Raw genomic sequence first — 17,863 nt, 5'->3', positions numbered from 1 at the left:
GATGGCGGTGAGCTTAAATTGCTCTGTGTACTTATTCATGTTGAAAACCCAAAAAGTTGGATGGGTGTCCAACTTTTTGGGGGCAGTTCAGATCAGCGCATCAATTCAGGATCAAGTTACCCTGCTTATCCACGGCAATTTCATTGCCCGGCTCGTGATCCATACGCACTTTGCCTTCCTTGCCATTGAGCGTGTAACGCACGTCATAACCGACCACCTTTTCACTGATGTCGTTGACGGTGTTACAGCGCGTCTGCGTCGTGGTGTACGTGTCACGCTCCTGCATTCCTTCCTGCACCCGGTTACCGGCGTAACCACCACCCAAAGCACCCGCCACAGTGGCAATTTTCTTGCCGCTGCCGCCGCCGACCTGATTACCCAACAGGCCACCCGCCACCGCACCAATCACACTGCCGACGATTTGGTGCTCATCCTTGACCGGCGCACGGCGCGTGACAGTCACGTCTTTACACACCTCACGCGGGGTTTTAATTTGCTGCGAGACCGGCTGAACAGCCAACACCTGAGCAGACTCAGGGCCTTTAACCAAGCTGTAAGTGGCAAAAGCGCCACCGGCAGTGACACCGACAGCCCCCAACACCGCACCTACCAGCAAAGACTTGTTCACGTGAACCTCCAGACCATCACACGTGGGAATATTCCCACATCCATCACTCCCAGCCTTGGAGCATAAAAAAAGGCGCGAGTTCAATACTCGCGCCTTTCAGGTGACCACCGGGATTAACAGAACGTTATGGACGGTCGTCGATTTCCTTCTCGCTCGCCGCTGGAGGAATCAAATCCTCGGCGCTGAGCTTGAGCCAGATCAACACCACGTTGGCGATGTAGATCGACGAGTAAGTACCCGCCATCACGCCCACGAACAAGGCAATCGAGAAGCCCCACAGGTTGTCGCCACCAAAGATCAACAGTGCGGCAATGGCCAGCAAAGTCGACACCGAGGTCGCCACGGTACGCAACAGGGTTTGCGTGGTCGAAATATTGATGTTCTCAACCAGCGTCGCCTTGCGCAGTACCCGGAAGTTCTCACGAACCCGGTCGAATACCACGATGGTGTCGTTGAGCGAGTAACCAATAATCGCCAGCACTGCCGCCAGCACCGTCAGGTCGAAGGTGATCTGGAAGAACGACAGCACGCCCATGGTCACGATCACGTCGTGCACCAGAGAAACGATCGCACCGACCGCGAACTTCCACTGAAAGCGGAAGGCCAGGTACAGCATGATGCCGCCCAGCGCCATCAGCATGCCGAGGCCGCCCTGGTCGCGCAGCTCTTCACCGACCTGCGGGCCGACGAACTCAACGCGCTTGATGACCGCCGGGTTGGCCGAGTCGGCCTCGCCCAGCGCCGCCGCTACCTTGTTGCCCAGTAGCGGGTCATCACCCGGCATCCGCACCAGCAGGTCGGTTGTCGCACCAAAGCTCTGTACCACGGCGTCGTGGAAGCCGGCCGTAGCCAGCTCATCACGCACCTTGGTCAAGTCAGCCGGCTTCTCGTAGGTCAGCTCGATGAGCGTACCGCCGGTGAAGTCCAGGCCGTAGTTCATGCCCTTGTGAAACATGCTGAACAGCGCCAGCACGGTAAGCAGCACAGTGACGCCGAACGCAACGTTGCGCACGCCCATGAAGTTGATAGTACGTAACATGGCAGCCCCTTAAATCCACAACTTCTTGAAGTCCCGACCGCCGTAGATCAGGTTGACCAATGCTCGGGTCACCATAATGGCCGTGAACATAGAGGTGAAGATACCGAGCGACATGGTGACCGCAAAGCCTTTAACCGGCCCGGTACCCATGGCGAACAGAATCCCGCCGACCAACAGGGTTGTCAGGTTGGAGTCGACAATCGCCGTGAATGCACGATTGAAGCCCTCATTGATCGCCCGCTGCGGTGTCATGCCTGTGGCCAGTTCTTCACGAATACGCGAGAAGATCAGTACGTTGGCGTCGACCGCCATACCCATCGTCAGAACGATACCGGCAATACCCGGCAGGGTCAGGGTTGCACCCAGAATCGACATCAGGGCCAGCAGCAAGACCATGTTGCCCGCCAATGCCACCGTCGCGATCACACCGAAGAAACGGTAGATAGCGATGATGAAGATCGACACAAACAGCATGCCCCACAGCGAAGCATCAACACCTTTGGCAATGTTGTCCGCACCCAGGCTCGGGCCAATGGTGCGTTCTTCAGCGAAGTACATCGGTGCAGCCAGACCACCGGCACGCAACAGCAGTGCAAGTTCCGACGCCTCACCCTGACCATTCAGACCGGTGATCCGGAACTGACTGCCCAGCGGCGACTGAATGGTCGCCAGGCTGATGATCTTTTTGTCTTCTTTGAACGATTGAACCGGTACGTCCTTCTCAACACCGTCAACCACTTGCTTGGTGTACGTCGTCACCGGGCGTTGCTCGATGAAGATTACCGCCATGCTGCGACCCACGTTGCTGCGCGTCGAACGGCTCATCAACTCGCCACCATGACCATCAAGCTTGATGTTCACCTGTGGACGGCCGTGCTCGTCAAAGCCCGCCTGAGCATCAGTCACCTGGTCACCCGTAATGATCAAGCTGCGCTCGATCTGGGCGGCAGGACGATTGCCCTCGCGGAATTCGAAAGTCTCGGAAGTGGCTTTCGATGCGCCCGGCTCAGCGGCCAGACGGAACTCAAGGTTGGCCGTCTTGCCCAGAATACGCTTGGCTTCGGCGGTGTCTTGTACGCCCGGCAGTTCAACCACGATGCGGTTGGCACCCTGACGCTGAACCAGAGGCTCGGCAACACCCAACTCGTTAACCCGGTTACGGACGGTTGTCAGGTTTTGCTTGATGGAGTATTCACGGATTTCCGCCAGCTTGGCCGGGGTCATCGCCAGACGCAGAACCGGCTGGCCATTGAGGTCCGCTGCCGTTACGTCGAAGTCATTGAAGTTTTTGCGGATCAGGCCGCGCGCTTGCTCACGGGTTGCTTCATCGCTGAAACCCAGCTGAATGGCACCGTTGAGTTGCGGCAGGCTGCGGTAACGCACTTTCTCTTTACGCAGCAGGCTTTTGACATCGCCTTCGTACACTTTCATGCGTGCATCAACGGCTTTGTCCATGTCCACTTCCAGCAAGAAGTGCACACCACCCGACAAGTCCAGACCCAATTTCATTGGGTGAGCACCCAGGCTACGCAGCCACTGAGGCGTTGTCTGCGCCAGGTTGAGCGCAACGACAAAATCGTCACCCAACGCTTTACGCACAACATCCTTGGCTGGCAACTGGTCATCTTTCTTGGCCAGACGCAGCAAACCGGTTTTGCCGTTCTGGGCCAGGGAAGCACCTTTGACAACGATACCGTCGTCGGTCAGCGCCTTGCTTGCGCGGTCCAGATCAGCTTCAGTCACCTGCAATGCCGTGCTCGCACCCGACACCTGAATGGCCGGGTCATCCGGGTACAGATTGGGAGCGGAATAAATAAAACCGATCGCCAGCACTGCCAGGATCAGTATGTATTTCCACAGAGGGTATTTGTTCAGCATCAATCACGCCGCCCGCTTAAAACGCGGGGCGCCTTGCGCGCCCCGTCGATTGTTAAAAGTTGAAACTTAGATCGCTTTCAGCGTGCCTTTAGGCAGCGTGGCTGCAACCGAGCCCTTCTGAATTTTCAGCTCTACAGTGTCAGACACTTCGATGACAACAAAAGCGTCGGAAACTTTAGTGATTTTGCCGGCGATACCGCCAGTGGTCACAACCTCATCACCTTTTTGCAGGTTACCCAACAGGGCCTTCTGCTCTTTGGCGCGCTTGGCTTGTGGACGCCAGATCATCAGGTAAAAGATAACCAGGAAGCCGACCAGGAAAATCCATTCAAAGCCGCCGCCCATTGGGGCAGCAGCGGCAGGTGCTGCACCGTCCGCGAAAGCGGAAGAGATGAAAAAGCTCATTAAGCACTCCAGTTGCAATGTTGGTTCTTAGAGGTACGAAACTTAGTCCAAAGGCGGCACAGGAAGCCCGCGCTTGGCATAGAAGGCATCGACAAAGGTGGCCAATGTACCCTGTTGAATAGCCTCGCGCAAACCAGCCATCAGCACCTGATAGTGCCGCAAATTGTGGATGGTATTGAGCATGCTACCCAGCATTTCGCCGCACTTGTCCAGATGATGCAGATAAGCGCGAGAGAAGTTCTGGCAGGTATAGCAATCGCAGGTCGGATCCAGCGGCGAATCATCATGGCGATGGAACGCATTGCGGATCTTCAAAACACCCGTGTCGATAAACAGATGCCCATTGCGGGCATTGCGGGTTGGCATCACGCAATCGAACATGTCCACACCGCGGCGCACACCCTCCACCAGATCTTCTGGCTTGCCAACCCCCATAAGGTAACGAGGTTTGTCAGCAGGCATCATCGCGGGCAGGTAATCCAGCACTTTGATCATCTCGTGCTTAGGCTCACCCACCGACAGACCGCCGATGGCCAGGCCGTCGAAGCCGATTTTGTTCAGGCCTTCGAGCGAGCGCTCACGCAGGTTCTGATGCATGCCGCCCTGAACGATGCCGAACAAGGCTGCGGTGTTGTCGCCATGGGCGATTTTCGAGCGCTGCGCCCAACGCAGCGACAGTTCCATGGACACACGGGCCACGTCTTCATCGGCCGGGTACGGGGTGCATTCGTCGAAAATCATCACTACGTCAGAGCCCAGGTCACGCTGAACCTGCATCGACTCTTCCGGCCCCATGAACACCTTGGCGCCGTCAACCGGGGACGCAAAGGTCACGCCCTCTTCTTTAATCTTGCGCATGGCGCCCAGGCTGAACACCTGGAAACCACCGGAGTCAGTCAGGATCGGCCCTTGCCACTTCATGAAATCGTGCAAGTCGCCGTGCTTCTTGATCACCTCAGTGCCCGGGCGCAGCCACAGGTGGAAGGTGTTGCCCAGAATCATCTGCGCGCCGATGGCTTCAATGTCACGCGGCAGCATGCCCTTGACCGTGCCATAGGTGCCCACAGGCATGAAAGCCGGGGTTTCAACCACACCACGGGGGAAGGTCAGGCGACCACGACGAGCCTTGCCATCAGTGGCCAGCAGCTCGAAGGACATACGACAGTTGCTCATGCTTGATCCTCTGGGGCCGGGGCTGGAGCCGTCGGCGCGGGATTGCGGGTGATGAACATCGCATCACCGTAACTAAAGAAGCGGTACCCATGCTCAACCGCAGCCTGATAGGCCGCCATGGTTTCGGGATAACCGGCGAACGCCGAAACCAGCATCAACAGCGTGGATTCCGGCAAATGGAAGTTGGTCACCAAGGCATCGACCACATGAAACGGGCGGCCCGGGAAGATGAAAATGTCAGTGTCGCCACTGAACGGCTTCAGCACACCGTCACGCGCCGCGCTTTCCAGCGAGCGCACACTGGTGGTGCCCACCGCAATCACCCGCCCGCCACGCGCACGGCACGCCGCCACGGCGTCGACCACATCCTGGCCGACTTCGAGCCATTCAGTGTGCATGTGATGGTCTTCAAGGCGCTCAACGCGCACCGGCTGGAAAGTACCCGCGCCCACGTGCAGCGTGACAAACGCCGTTTCAACGCCCTTGGCAGCGATGGCCTGCATCAGCGGCTCATCAAAGTGCAGGCCCGCGGTCGGCGCCGCCACAGCACCCAGGCGCTGAGCGTAGACCGTTTGATAACGCTCGCGGTCGGCACCTTCGTCCGGGCGGTCGATATACGGCGGCAACGGCATATGCCCGACGCGATCAAGCAGCGGCAACACCTCATCGGTAAAGCCCAACTCAAACAACGCATCGTGGCGGGCCAGCATCTCAGCTTCGCCACCGCCATCAATGAGGATTTTTGAGCCTGGTTTTGGCGACTTGCTGGAGCGCACATGCGCCAGCACCCGATGACTGTCGAGCACCCGCTCAACCAAAATTTCCAGCTTGCCGCCCGACGCCTTTTGGCCGAACAAGCGGGCTGGAATCACCCGGGTATTGTTAAACACCATCAAATCGCCTGGGCGCAAATGCTCAAGCAAATCAGTGAATTGACGATGTGCCAGTGCGCCACTCTCCCCATCCAGGGTCAGCAGGCGACTGTTACGGCGCTCCGCCAAAGGATGGCGTGCGATGAGTGAATCAGGGAGCTCGAAAGTAAAGTCAGCAACGCGCATGATAGGTTTCGTCTAGCAGGGCCGGGGAGTTTAACGGACTTAGTAAAAATAGACCAATAAGTTGTTGACCGACCTAAATGTCATCTCTATACTTCGCCGCCATTGAGCCCTGATGGCGGAATTGGTAGACGCGGCGGATTCAAAATCCGTTTTCGCAAGAAGTGGGAGTTCGAGTCTCCCTCGGGGCACCATCTTAAAGAAAGACCTTGATTATCAAGGTCTTTTTTTTCGCCTGTAGAAAAGATCAAAAGATCGCGAGGCAAGCTCGCTCCTACAAATGGCGTGCCCCCTCCCCTGTAGCCGTTGACGAGCACCGCGAGGCTACGTCCGGCTGCGAAGCAGTCGTAAAACCACACCCAACTTTTTCGCCCCCACCACAACCTGTAGTCGCTGCCGAGGCACGAAGGCTGCGAGCGGCTCTCCAAGATCAAAAGATCGCGAGGCAAGCTCGCTCCTACAGATGGCACGTGCGCCACGTTTGCCCTTTTCAACCGGGAGCGTTACTCTCGCTCCGTCGCTGCCCATTCAGCGACCGGACGTCGCGGTCCGAGCATATACAGGCGCACAGGCGCCACCATTTCAATAGCTGGCGCTTTTTTGTGCCCGCTAGTCTGTTATGGCGGCTGTGTGTGGGAGACCTTCGGGTCTGCCGGGGTTCCTGTATGCCCGGTCCGCGAACCCGCACATGGCTGCCACCCTTATTCGTTTCGCGGCGAACCGTGGCAGCTCCTCACATACAGGAGTTACGCCCAATGACACGCCCTGCTTCCCCTTTGCTCCATACCACCGGTGCTGCTACGTTCGGCACGTGCAATGCTCAGAATCAACGCTTGTTCAGCGTCAACCCCGGTATTTCGGGCGTTGAGGCGATGGAGCACGCCTCTTTGCTGATGAACTGCGTCAATACGCTGTCGTTTCTCGGGGCCATGGACGATGGCAACGAAGCCATGCGCTGGGCTTCGCACTATCTCAGCGAGATGGCCAAGGCGGTCATTGATGACCTCACGCTGGGGCTGCAGCAGGCTCAAGAAGGGGATGCGGTCTAAGATTATCTGCGCAGAAAACCGGCCACCGCGCCGGTTTTTGTGTGCCACACATCGGTAACTCCGCGCGCAAAGCGCCCTCTCCTAATCAACCATCTTGCACAATTGCAGCGCGATCTAGACAATGCGACTCATTATCAATCAGTGATATTGGTTGGCCACTTATGCCCGCTCCTGACCATTGCGCCCTGCACCTGTTGTACAGCGAACATAATGGCTGGCTCAAAAGCTGGTTGCGCGCGCGGTTGGGTAACGCCAACGATGCAGCCGACTTGGCTCAGGACACGTTTGTACGCTTACTGGCGTCCCGTGATATCGAGCAGATCCGCGAGCCGCGCACTTACTTGAGCGCCATTGCCCGTGCACTGATGATCGACAAGTTCCGGCGCCGTGCCCTGGAGCAGGCGTACTGCGAAGCGCTGGCCCTGCACCCTGAGCCGATGGATATTTCGCCCGAAAAACGCCTGCTGATTCTCGAAACCCTGGTGGCGATTGATTCCATGTTGGACGGCCTGGGCGAGCGCACGCGGCAGATTTTCCTCAGCGTTCAACTGGAAGGCCTGAGTTATGTGGCCACCGGCAAACGCTTGGGGGTGTCGGTGACCACGGTCAAAAAGCACGTGATCCGCGCCATGACACACTGCTTGCTGTTAACGGAAGACTGATGGCACCGCCTCTCGATCTTCACACCCTCGAAGCCGCCGCCACCTGGTATGTGCGGCTCAGCAGCAGCGCGCCCAATGAGGCAGACCAACAGGCGTGGGCCGCCTGGTTGCAGGCCAGCCCGCAGCATGCACGGGCCTGGGCGCGGGTGCAGAAACTGCAAAGCCAATGGGCCGGGTTGCCGGCAGAGGTCACGCTGACGACGTTGGCCGGGGTGAAGGCGCGTCGCCGCGCGGTGCTCAAAACCCTGGGCTTGTTGCTGGCCGCAGGCGGCAGTGGCTGGCTGGCCACGGAGCACGTGCCTTACCGGGCAATGCTGGCCGATCAGCGCACCGCCACCGGGCAGCGTCGGCACCTGCGCTTAAGCGATGAAAGCCAGATAGACATCAATACCGACAGCGCGCTGGACATTGTTTTCAGTGCGCAAACGCGCCTGATCCGCCTGCACCGGGGCGAAATTCTGGTGCAAACCGCCAGCGACTCTCGGCCTTTTATCGTCGAGTCGCCCCAAGGCAGTGTGCGCGCCTTGGGCACGCGCTTTGTGGTGCGCTGCGGGCCAAGCTTTACCGAGGTGTGCGTGCTGGAAAAGGCGGTTGAGCTGCGGCCCTTGAATCACCCGTCACGGGTGCAGCGCCTGGATGCGGGCCAACAGGCTCACCTGGAACCCAATGAGGTCAGCGCCATCACGGCGGCCCCGGCGGGTGCTGGTGCGTGGAGCCAAGGCATGCTGACGGTCATCGATTGGCGTTTGGGCGACTTCATCACTGAGCTAAGCCGCTACCGCCACGGCGTATTGCGTTGCGATCCCGGCATTGCGCACTTGCGGCTCAGTGGCGCGTTTCGGATTGATAACACCGACACCATTCTGGAAAACCTCAGCCAGTCGCTGCCAGTCACGGTGCGTTTCATCACGCGTTATTGGGCCACTGTCGAAGCGGCTTAAATTTTTTTGCGAATAATTCCCACTAAGGGTTGCCGATTTCAATTTTCGTTCGGCCATGTACAGAAAGCAGCGATCACAGCTGCGCCTCTGCCCCTGCCAACGGAAGGAAACCCGTATGTCACGATTTACCCTTAGCGCCGCCAAGCCGCTCGCGCAGGCCATTCGCCTGGCGGTGGCGCTCGGTGCCTCTGCGGCCGCAGCCCTGGCCGCCCCCCACGTGTCGGCGCAAACCCAGACCCACGCCTACCAGATCAATGCCGGCTCACTGGGTACCGCCCTGAGCCTGTTTGCGACGGCGGCGAATGTGACGCTGTCGTTTAACGCCGAACAAACCCAAGGCATGACCACGTCGGGCCTTAACGGCACCTATGGCGTTGATGAAGGCCTTGCGCGCTTGCTGGCAGGCAGTGGCTTGCAGGCTCAGCGCCAGGCCAATGGGGCGTACGTGCTGGTGCCCGCCGCGAAGGATGGCTCGCTGCAACTGGGGGCCACGTCGATCACCGGCCAAGCGCTGGGTGAGGTCAGCGAAAATACCGGTTCCTACACCACCGGCTCCACGACTACAGCCACCAAGCTCAACCTGAGCCTTAAAGAGACGCCCCAGTCTGTCAGCGTCATGACCCGTCAGCGCATCGACGACCAAAACCTCAGCAGCATCGGCTCGGTGCTGGAGCAAACGCCCGGTATCAACGTGCAAAGCCCCGGCAGTGATCGCCTGTATGTGTTCTCCCGCGGGTTGGCGATTGATAACTATCAATACGACGGCATGCCGACCACCTCGTTCGCGTTCAGCCAGGCATTGCCTCAAGCGCTGTCGGACATGGCGATTTATGACCACATCGAAGTGCTGCGCGGTGCGTCCGGTTTGCTCTCCGGCACGGGCGACCCTTCCGGCACCATCAATATGGTGCGCAAAAAGCCTACCTCGACGTTCCAGGGCTACGTCAGTGCCGGCCTCGGCTCATGGGACCTGTACCGCACCGAAGTGGACGTGTCCGGCCCGCTGACGCCGCCCGGTAATGTGCGCGGGCGCGCCGTCGCGGCCTATCAACAAGCCAACAGCTTTACCGATTATCTGCAGCAGGAAAAAACCATCCTCTACGGCGTGGCAGAAGCCGACCTGAGTGACAGCACGCTGCTGACCGTCGGGGCCGAATACCTTTACAACGACCCGCGCGGTTTCTCTACCACGGGCCTGCCGATGGTGGACAACAAGGGCAACCAACTGCACCTGTCACGCAGCGAAAACCCGGCAAGCCGCGACAGCACCAACCGCCAGGAGTCGGTGAATGCCTTCGCCTCGATCGAGCAAAAACTGGCCCATGACTGGACGCTGAAGGTCTCCGCCAACTCCCTGTACGGCACCCGCGAGTACGACTCGATCATCGTCGGCACCACCACGGGCTTTCTCAACCCGCAGACTGGCAGCGGCCTCAGTTACACCGCGACCAAGGGCGACAATACGCAAGAGCAAAAAGGCCTGGATGTGATGCTGTCCGGCCCTTACCAATGGCTGGGGCGCGAGCATGAACTGGTGGTGGGGTTTAACTATCAGAGCTACGAAAACCGTCGTAACGGCTTCGGCAACCTGCTGGCCAACGGCACCAGCGACAATGGCGTCAGCGGCAAGCCGGTGAATATTTACAACTGGGACAACTACGCGCCCAACGCCTCTTACAACTTCAACCGCGAAGACGACAACATCAACCAATGGCAGAACGGTGTGTACCTGGCCACCCGGCTCAAACCCACCGATGACCTCTCTGTCATCCTCGGCACGCGCGTGAGCAACTATCGCTACGATGCCTTTCTGCATTACAACGTCGCGAACATGCAACGCTTCAACACCGATGACACCTTGCGGGTCAATGGCAAGGTCACGCCGTACGCCGGGGTGGTCTACGACCTGACCCCCAACCACTCGGTCTATGCCAGCTACACCAGCATCTTCAAGCCGCAGCCCTACCGCACCACCAGCGGCAACCTGCTGGACCCGCGCAAAGGCGACAACTACGAAATCGGTCTCAAGAGTGATTACTATGACGGCCGCTTGAACACCGCCATTGCGCTGTTTGAAGTTGACCTGGACAACGACGCCATCGCCGACGGGCTGGTGATCGGCAACGACAACCTGACCGCGTATGTCGCGAAAAAGACCAAGACCCGTGGCATTGATATGGAAGTCAGCGGGGAACTGCTGCCCGACTGGAACCTCAACGCCAGCTATAGCCACAGTGTGGTTAAAGACGCTGATAACGAGCGCGTCAAAACCATCATTCCGGCCGACATGCTGAAGGTCTGGACCACCTACCGCCTGCCCGGCGAACTGGACCGCGTGACCGTCGGCGGCGGGGTCAACTGGCAAAGTGCAATCCATATGACCGTGGACAGCTGGCAGCTCACCACCCCGGCCAAGGTCAAGCAAAGCGACTACGCCGTTGCCAACCTGATGGCGCGCTATCAACTCACGCCGCAGTGGTCGACCACGGCCACCCTCAACAACGTGTTCGACAAAAAGTACATCAGCTCGCTGGACGAGAACTTCCGCAGCGGCTCTTATGGCCCGCCGCGTAACGTGATGTTGACGACCAAGTACACGTTCTAAACCGGTAACGCTCATAGCGCCGCCCTCTCAGTGATGAGACGGCGGCGTTTTTACTGAGACCCAAGACTTTTTTTTCACCGGCAAAAAAGCCATCATCCCCCGCTCAATCCCCGCCACAGGACCACGCCCCATGGAACGCCCGCTGGAGACCGTCGCCCTTTTCTCGCTCAAGCTCGCCTACGAAGCTGAGGGCCAGAGCCCGATTCTGCGCGACGACATGGTCATGGGTGACTATCAGCGCGACGTGTTTGCCTTTCTGGTGCGCAAGGGCGACCTGGAGGCGATCAAGGCCAAAATCGATGAGTGCATCGACCTGGCCATGGACGCCATTGGTGGTGCGGACTCGCCCATGGGGCGCGAATTGCAGAAGCTGGCGCTTGGGGTGCAACAGGCGCACAGCCTGGAGCAACTGAACGCGCCGCTGCTGGCGCTCAAGGATTATTTACACGACATCCTGTGATTACTGGTCTTTGAAGGTTTCGATATAAGCCAGCAGATTGGCAATTTTCTCCGGGTCGCTGATGCCCCAGAAAATCATGCGCGTGCCCTTCACCACTTTTTTCGGGGCTTCGATGTACGCCGCGAGCGTCTCGGGGGTCCAGACCACGCCGGAGTTTTTCATCGCCTCCGAAAACTGGTAACCCGGCAAACTCCCGGCCTGGCGCCCGATCACACCATTCAAATGCGGCCCAAAACCGCTGCGGGCGTTTTCCCCGATGCTGTGGCACCCGCCGCAGGTCTTGCTGAATAACTTGCCGCCCGCCTCTGCATCGCCCGCCGCCGCAGCCCCCAGGCTGAACAGTCCGGCATTCAGGGTCACAAGCAAGGTCAGCAAGGCTCGGTACGTCATAGGTGACTCCACATCAGGTCGAGGTGTTCAGGCAGGCGCCACTATAGCCCAGGCCTAAAACCCGTCACGAGACCCAGATCATGTGTTTCGCTCGGCGGTGATTGCAGTTGCCATCATATCGCCGCTAGACTTGAGAACGATTCGCACTCACCTTCTGGAAAACCGACCGGTGCAACCTCTCTCGACTCGCAAGCTGGGCTTTTTTTTCAGCGATCACCACCGTTGGTTGCTGCAGCATATTCGTCGGCGCGTGCGTAACCCTGCAGATGCCGAAGACACGGCAGCCGACACGTTTTGCCAAATGCTCGCCGCACGGGTCGACCCGGACAGCATCGAGCAGCCGCGGGCTTATTTATCGACGATTGCGCGACGTTTGATTTTCGATCGGCACCGGCGCGGCAAACTGGAAAGCGCCTATCTGGAACGCTTGGCCTTGCTCCCGGAAACCGTGGTGCCCTCCCCCGAAGAACAGTTGCAGTTGATTGAGGCGCTGGTGGCTATCGATCGGGCCATCGACGGCTTACCGCTGGTAGTCAAAGCTACCTTTTTGTACAGCCAGCTGGACGGCCTGAGCTATGTGGCCATTGCGCAAAAACTCGGCCTGTCGGAACGCACCGTCAGCCGCTACATGAAACAGGCCTTGCGCCAGTGTTATCTGTGCGAGGCAGCCCTATGAGCGAGTTACGCCTGGACCCGGTCAGCGAACAGAGCATTGACTGGATGGTGAAGCTGCGCGCTGACACCCCCGACGCCGCCCTGCTGGAGCGTTTCAACGCATGGCTGGCCGCAGACCCGGCGCATGTGCACGCGTGGGACACCCTGCAAAAGCGCCTCGGTGGCTCGTTCAATACCGTTCGCGCGCTGGACCGGCGCCTGCCCGGGCAAGCGGGTGAAGCACGGTTAGTGCTGCTGCAACCGAGCACCACTCGGCGGGACGCTTTGCGCGCGCTGGCCGGTTTGGGCTTGCTCGGCGGCGGGTTGTGGCTGGGCGCCAGCAGCCCGTTGGGTGAGTCGTTGCTGGCCGACCTGTCGACCGGGGTGGGTGAGCGCGACGACTTTAACCTGGCCGATGGCAGCCGCCTTAGCCTCAATGCCAACAGCGCGGTTGACCTGCACTTCAATAGCCAGCAACGGCTGGTGATTTTACGCCGTGGCGAGTTGGTGATTCAGGTTGCGCCCGATGCGCGTCGTCCGCTTCGCGTGCGCACCGCCGAAGGCGAGGTCCAGGCCTTGGGCACGCGCTTTCTGGTCTCGCAGGAATCAGCGGCCAGCCGCGTCGTGGTCCTTGAGCATGCGGTTGTAACCCGGTTGTTCAACGGCACCACCCTGGCCCTGCAAGAAGGCCAGTCTGCCCTGCTCTACCCCCGGCAGATCGTGCCGCAAGCGGGCAACCAGCAATACCGCGCCGAGTGGTTGAACGGTCGGCTGAACGTACTGGATGACTCCCTGGCGCAGGTGGTCGATGCGCTGCGCCCTTACACCCGCGGGCTGGTGCGTGTCGCCCCTGAAGTGCGCGGCCTGCGTGTGCAAGGCGTGTACCCGCTGAATGACCCCGACCGGGCCTACACCGCGTTGGCCGAAACCCTACCCATTCGCGTGGACCGCTACAGCCCGTGGCTGACGTTGATCCGGCCGGCCTGAGCCACGGCGCAAAATATTTTTGATAATTGCTCGCATCCGTGTCCGGTTTTTAATTCTCAGCCCACCTATCTCCTGAGACTTCCACACGATCAGGAGAATGCTGTGCTCAACCCGTGGCCCCACACCCGTTACGCCGCTGTAGCCCTTGCCGCCCTGGCCAACCCTGCCTGGGTGCAAGCCCAAGAGGTCAATTTCAATGTGCCTGCCGGTCCGCTGGCCACGACGTTGAACGCCATCGCCAGCCAAAGCGGGCACATCGTTTCGCTGGAGCCGGGGCTGGTACAGGGCAAACAGGCACCTGCGGTGATCGGCCAGATGTCGCCAGAGCACGCCATGGAAGCAGCCCTGCGCGGCAGCGGCCTGCAATTGCGCATCACCGCGCAAGGCAGCTTCAGCGTTGAACCGGCACCACACGATGCGCAGGCATTGCAACTGGGCGTCACCAGCATTACCGAGCGCAGCCTGGATGCCACCACTGAAGGTTCAGGCTCCTACAGCGCGCGCGCCGTGACCATCGGCAAGGGCGCGCACAGCCTCAAGGAAACCCCGCAGTCCATCACCGTCATGACCCGCAAAATGCTCGATGACCAGAACCTCAACACTATCGAGCAAGTGATGGAGAAAACCCCGGGCATCACCGTGTACGACTCGCCCATGGGCGGCAAGTACTTCTACTCCCGTGGCTTTCGCATGACCGGCCAATACCAGTACGACGGCGTGCCGTTGGACATTGGCAGCAGCTACGTGCAGGCCGACAGCTTCAACAGCGACATGGCGATCTACGACCGGGTTGAAGTGCTGCGCGGCGCCGCCGGGATGATGAAAGGCGCGGGCGGTACCTCGGGCGGCGTGAACTTTGTGCGCAAGCGCGGCGAATATACCCCGCACACCCAACTGTCGCTGTCAGCCGGAACGTGGGACAACTACCGCGGACAGATCGACACGGGCGGCCCGCTGAACGACACCGGCAGCGTGCGCGGCCGGGCGGTGATCACCGAACAAACGCGCCAGTATTTCTACGACGTCGGACAGCGCAAAGACCAGATCTACTACGGTGCGCTGGATGTCGACCTGAGCCCCGACACCACGCTGGGCATCGGCCTGGCCTATGAAGACGTCGACGCCACACCCTGCTGGGGCGGCTTGCCGCGCTATGCCGATGGCAGTGACCTGAAGCTCAAACGCTCCACGTGCCTGAACCCGGCGTGGAACCATCAGCGCAGCAAGCGCACCAACTGGTTTGGCGATTTAAAACATCAACTCAATGACGATTGGGCCGTGAAGGTTGCCGGGGTCTATTCCAAAAACACCCAGGACATGGAATACGCCTTCCCCAGCGGCTCAGTACCGGTGGGTGCGACCCAATCGAACACGCTGGTCATTGGCAGCACCTATGACTATGACCAGGTCGATTACGGCTTTGACGCCTACCTCAATGGCACCTTCGATGCCTTTGGCCAGCAGCACGAACTCACGGTCGGGGCCAATGCCAGTCGCTCCCGAAAGGATGACTTCTTCGCTGTGGCGGTGCTCCCGGATCGGCAAGACGTATTCAACCCCAACCACCACCTGCCGCAGCCCGACAACAGCTACTACCTGGCCAATGCCTCCCGTGGCGGCCCGATGGACATGCGTATCAAGCAGTACGGCGCCTACTCCATCGCCCGCCTGAAACTGGCCGAACCGCTGACATTAGTAGTGGGCAGCCGGGTGAGCTGGTACTCCTCCAACAGCGACTCCGTGTCGTACTGGCGCGGTGAAGGCACCCCGGTGCATACCCAAGCCAAAGAAACCGGGCAAGTCACCCCGTTTGCCGCCGTGTTGTTCGACCTCAATGACAACCTGACCGCCTACGCCAGCTACACCGACATTTTCACCCCGCAAGGCAACTACAGAACCCTGAGCGGCGCAACGCTCAAGCCACTGATCGGCCAGAGTTACGAAGTGGGCATCAAGGGCGAATGGTTTGACGGGCGTCTGAACAGTGCCTTTAACCTGTTCCGTACGATTCAAAAAGATGCCGCCCAAGATGATCCGCTGTGTCCCGACAGCAGTTGCTCGCAAAACTCCGGCAAAGTGCGTGCTCAAGGCTTTGAAGCCGAAGTGAGCGGCGAAGTCATTGATCGCCTGCAACTGCTGGCCGGCTACACCTACACCCAGACCAAAGTGCTGGAGGACGCCGACGCTGCGCAAAATGGCGTGCCCTATAACTCTTACGTGCCGCGCCACTTGCTGCGGGTGTGGGCCGACTACGGCCTGAGCGGCGCGCTGGACCGCGTCAGCGTAGGCGCCGGGGTCAATGCCCAGAGCAGCAACTATCGCGTCTCGCCCATCAGCGGCAATGACATGACCCAGTCAGGCTACGCCGTGTGGAACGGCCGCGTGAGCTACCGCATCGACGACACCTGGTCGGTGGCACTGAACGGCAACAACCTGTTCGACAAGCGCTACTACGTGACCGTCGGCACCGAAGGCTTCGGCAACTTCTATGGCGAACCGCGCAATTTCGTCATGTCGCTCAAAGCTGATTTCTGATCTCTGTAGGAGCGAGCTTGCCTCGCGATCTTTTGATCTTTCAAAAAGATCGCGAGACACGTGCACATCGCGTCAGCCAGCAAAACCGCCCGCGGCGAGGAACGTGCGTTCCTGCTCAGTCGAGACACGCCCCAAGACGTCGTTACGATGGGGAAAACGCCCGAAGCGTTCAATGATATCGGCGTGTTCCCTGGCCCAACGGGTGTCTTGCGGGTTGAGTTTTTCATGCAGTTCCAACGACAGGCGCTGGTCATCGGCGTCTTCGGAATGCTCAAACGGCAAGTAACAAAACCCGCGCAAGGCCACTTCGATCTGTTGATCCAGCTGCGCCTCAATCACCTTGCGGGCGTAAAAACGCGCCAGCGGGTCGGTGGCAAACATGTGCGCGGTGCCACGGAAGGCATTGCGCGGGTATTGGTCCAGCAACAGCAGCAACGCCAGCGCGCCTTCTGCCTCTGCGGCCCAGTGCTCCAGCTCGCGCCTGGCGGCCTGAAAATGCGCGGTGTAGAAGGTCTCACGAAAGCGCTTGTCGAAGGCCTCGTCCTTGGCAAACCAATGCGTGGGGCCGGCCTGCTTCCAGAATTCAACCACCGCGTGCGGTGTGGTGTCTGTGGTCGTCACGTTGCGTCCCTCCCTAAAGGTTGTTGCAGGAGCTTAGACGCTTTTAATGCAGCACTTGCTCAGCCAGCAACACCACGGCAATCACGATCATGATCGCGCCCGACACCCGGCTGACGTTTTGCGCCGCGCTGGGGCGGGTCTGCAACACGGCTTTGGCACCGAAGCCGACCATCAGGTACACCACGCCACAGCTGAACGCGTGCAGTGCGCCCAAGGCGACAATTTGCGCCGGGATCGGCCACACGGACAGTGGGTCGGTGAATTGCGGCAACAACGCTAAAAACAGCAGAAACACCTTGGGGTTCAAGCCGCTGACACACAGCCCCTTCCAGGCCCAGCGCAACCCGGAATCAGCCACTTGCACGCTGCCTGACTCGGGCGTCGAGGGGTGACGAATCATGCTGACCCCCAACCAGAGCAGATACCCGGAACCGGCAATGGTCATGGCCCGCAAGATCATCGGGTGACTCGCCACCAACCCGCCAACCCCGGCCGCGACCACCACCGTCGCCAGCAAATGCCCCGAGAGCAAACCCGCCACCGCAGGGGTCACCAGACGCCCGCGCATACCCGCAGAAATCGCGTACGCCCAATCTGCGCCGGGGGTAATGATGAACAGAAAAGACACCGCCCAAAAAGCGGCCAATACGCTGAGAGTCACAGGGTTCTACCTTCTACAGTGAGCCGGAGGGGTGTGCACCACGCGGTTTTGAAGCGTGGGCAGCCCGTAGAAGAATAGGGAAATACTGATAGGATTATCTTTCGTTTATCCCCCTAGAGC

General features: G+C 59.5%; 17 protein-coding genes and 1 tRNA gene. 9 read left to right on the top strand and 9 right to left on the bottom strand.

Going from position 1 to position 17,863, the window contains the following annotated elements; all coding sequences use genetic code 11:
- Positions 1–100 precede the first annotated feature (100 nt).
- The 6 genes from AAEZ03_RS20640 to queA form a co-directional block, all read right to left on the bottom strand.
- Entirely contained in the window at positions 101–628 is a 528-nt protein-coding gene (locus AAEZ03_RS20640; protein WP_048367100.1) for a glycine zipper 2TM domain-containing protein, read from the bottom strand.
- 124 nt (positions 629–752) lie between these two features.
- Positions 753–1,667, bottom strand: coding sequence for a protein translocase subunit SecF (gene secF, locus AAEZ03_RS20635; RefSeq protein ID WP_048367102.1), 915 nt, complete (start codon positions 1,665–1,667; stop codon positions 753–755).
- Between the two features lie 9 nt (positions 1,668–1,676).
- Positions 1,677–3,545, bottom strand: a complete 1,869-nt coding sequence (gene secD / locus AAEZ03_RS20630; protein WP_048367103.1) for a protein translocase subunit SecD — start codon at positions 3,543–3,545, stop codon at positions 1,677–1,679.
- Between the two features lie 66 nt (positions 3,546–3,611).
- Entirely contained in the window at positions 3,612–3,950 is a 339-nt protein-coding gene (yajC, locus tag AAEZ03_RS20625) for a preprotein translocase subunit YajC (protein ID WP_048385865.1), read from the bottom strand.
- A 42-nt stretch (positions 3,951–3,992) separates the two neighbouring features.
- Complete coding sequence (tgt, locus tag AAEZ03_RS20620; RefSeq protein WP_082148614.1) at positions 3,993–5,108, bottom strand: tRNA guanosine(34) transglycosylase Tgt; 1,116 nt, start codon at positions 5,106–5,108, stop codon at positions 3,993–3,995.
- Between the two features lie 11 nt (positions 5,109–5,119).
- Positions 5,120–6,181, bottom strand: coding sequence for a tRNA preQ1(34) S-adenosylmethionine ribosyltransferase-isomerase QueA (queA, locus tag AAEZ03_RS20615; protein WP_153328866.1), 1,062 nt, complete (start codon positions 6,179–6,181; stop codon positions 5,120–5,122).
- 106 nt (positions 6,182–6,287) lie between these two features.
- On the opposite strand from queA, the gene AAEZ03_RS20610 reads away from it, so the two are divergent.
- The 6 genes from AAEZ03_RS20610 to AAEZ03_RS20585 all read left to right on the top strand — a co-directional run bounded on the left by AAEZ03_RS20610 (position 6,288) and on the right by AAEZ03_RS20585 (position 11,895).
- Positions 6,288–6,372, top strand: a tRNA-Leu gene (locus AAEZ03_RS20610).
- A 561-nt stretch (positions 6,373–6,933) separates the two neighbouring features.
- Positions 6,934–7,227, top strand: coding sequence for a DUF3077 domain-containing protein (locus AAEZ03_RS20605; protein WP_153336024.1), 294 nt, complete (start codon positions 6,934–6,936; stop codon positions 7,225–7,227).
- 161 nt (positions 7,228–7,388) lie between these two features.
- Complete coding sequence (locus AAEZ03_RS20600) at positions 7,389–7,889, top strand: sigma-70 family RNA polymerase sigma factor (RefSeq protein WP_350581183.1); 501 nt, start codon at positions 7,389–7,391, stop codon at positions 7,887–7,889.
- Complete coding sequence (locus AAEZ03_RS20595) at positions 7,889–8,830, top strand: FecR domain-containing protein (RefSeq protein ID WP_350581181.1); 942 nt, start codon at positions 7,889–7,891, stop codon at positions 8,828–8,830. Before AAEZ03_RS20600 ends, AAEZ03_RS20595 begins: the two co-directional genes overlap by 1 nt.
- Positions 8,831–8,945: 115 nt before the next feature.
- Positions 8,946–11,435, top strand: coding sequence for a TonB-dependent siderophore receptor (locus AAEZ03_RS20590; RefSeq protein ID WP_350581179.1), 2,490 nt, complete (start codon positions 8,946–8,948; stop codon positions 11,433–11,435).
- Between the two features lie 130 nt (positions 11,436–11,565).
- Positions 11,566–11,895, top strand: coding sequence for a hypothetical protein (locus AAEZ03_RS20585; RefSeq protein WP_350581177.1), 330 nt, complete (start codon positions 11,566–11,568; stop codon positions 11,893–11,895).
- Here the strand turns inward: AAEZ03_RS20585 and AAEZ03_RS20580 are convergent, their stop codons facing one another.
- Positions 11,896–12,285 carry a c-type cytochrome gene (locus tag AAEZ03_RS20580; RefSeq protein WP_278939538.1) on the bottom strand — a complete coding sequence of 130 codons (390 nt, stop codon included), beginning with the start codon at positions 12,283–12,285 and terminating at the stop codon, positions 11,896–11,898. It abuts the gene before it with no gap.
- A gap of 169 nt (positions 12,286–12,454) precedes the next feature.
- On the opposite strand from AAEZ03_RS20580, the gene AAEZ03_RS20575 reads away from it, so the two are divergent.
- The 3 genes from AAEZ03_RS20575 to AAEZ03_RS20565 all read left to right on the top strand — a co-directional run bounded on the left by AAEZ03_RS20575 (position 12,455) and on the right by AAEZ03_RS20565 (position 16,461).
- Positions 12,455–12,961, top strand: a complete 507-nt coding sequence (locus tag AAEZ03_RS20575; protein ID WP_048367786.1) for a sigma-70 family RNA polymerase sigma factor — start codon at positions 12,455–12,457, stop codon at positions 12,959–12,961.
- Entirely contained in the window at positions 12,958–13,926 is a 969-nt protein-coding gene (locus tag AAEZ03_RS20570) for a FecR family protein (RefSeq protein WP_350581174.1), read from the top strand. Before AAEZ03_RS20575 ends, AAEZ03_RS20570 begins: the two co-directional genes overlap by 4 nt.
- Before the next feature lie 102 nt (positions 13,927–14,028).
- The gene (locus tag AAEZ03_RS20565) at positions 14,029–16,461 is read left to right on the top strand and encodes a TonB-dependent siderophore receptor (protein ID WP_350581172.1); all 2,433 of its coding nucleotides are present in this window, start codon (positions 14,029–14,031) and stop codon (positions 16,459–16,461) included.
- 72 nt (positions 16,462–16,533) lie between these two features.
- On the opposite strand, the gene AAEZ03_RS20560 is transcribed toward AAEZ03_RS20565, so the two are convergent.
- Together AAEZ03_RS20560 and AAEZ03_RS20555 are read right to left on the bottom strand one after the other, a co-directional pair.
- Positions 16,534–17,082 (bottom strand): DUF924 family protein, encoded by a 549-nt coding sequence (locus AAEZ03_RS20560; RefSeq protein ID WP_350581169.1) that lies wholly within the window; start codon positions 17,080–17,082, stop codon positions 16,534–16,536.
- A 43-nt stretch (positions 17,083–17,125) separates the two neighbouring features.
- Positions 17,126–17,743: a LysE family translocator gene (locus tag AAEZ03_RS20555; protein ID WP_262126413.1), complete on the bottom strand. Its 618-nt coding sequence runs from the start codon at positions 17,741–17,743 to the stop codon at positions 17,126–17,128.
- Positions 17,744–17,863: the final 120 nt, after the last annotated feature.

The sequence above is a fragment of the Pseudomonas sp. HY2-MNA-CIBAN-0224 genome (assembly GCF_040310285.1).
Lineage (GTDB): Bacteria > Pseudomonadota > Gammaproteobacteria > Pseudomonadales > Pseudomonadaceae > Aquipseudomonas > Aquipseudomonas helleri.
This window is presented reverse-complemented; position numbering and strand designations above follow the sequence as displayed.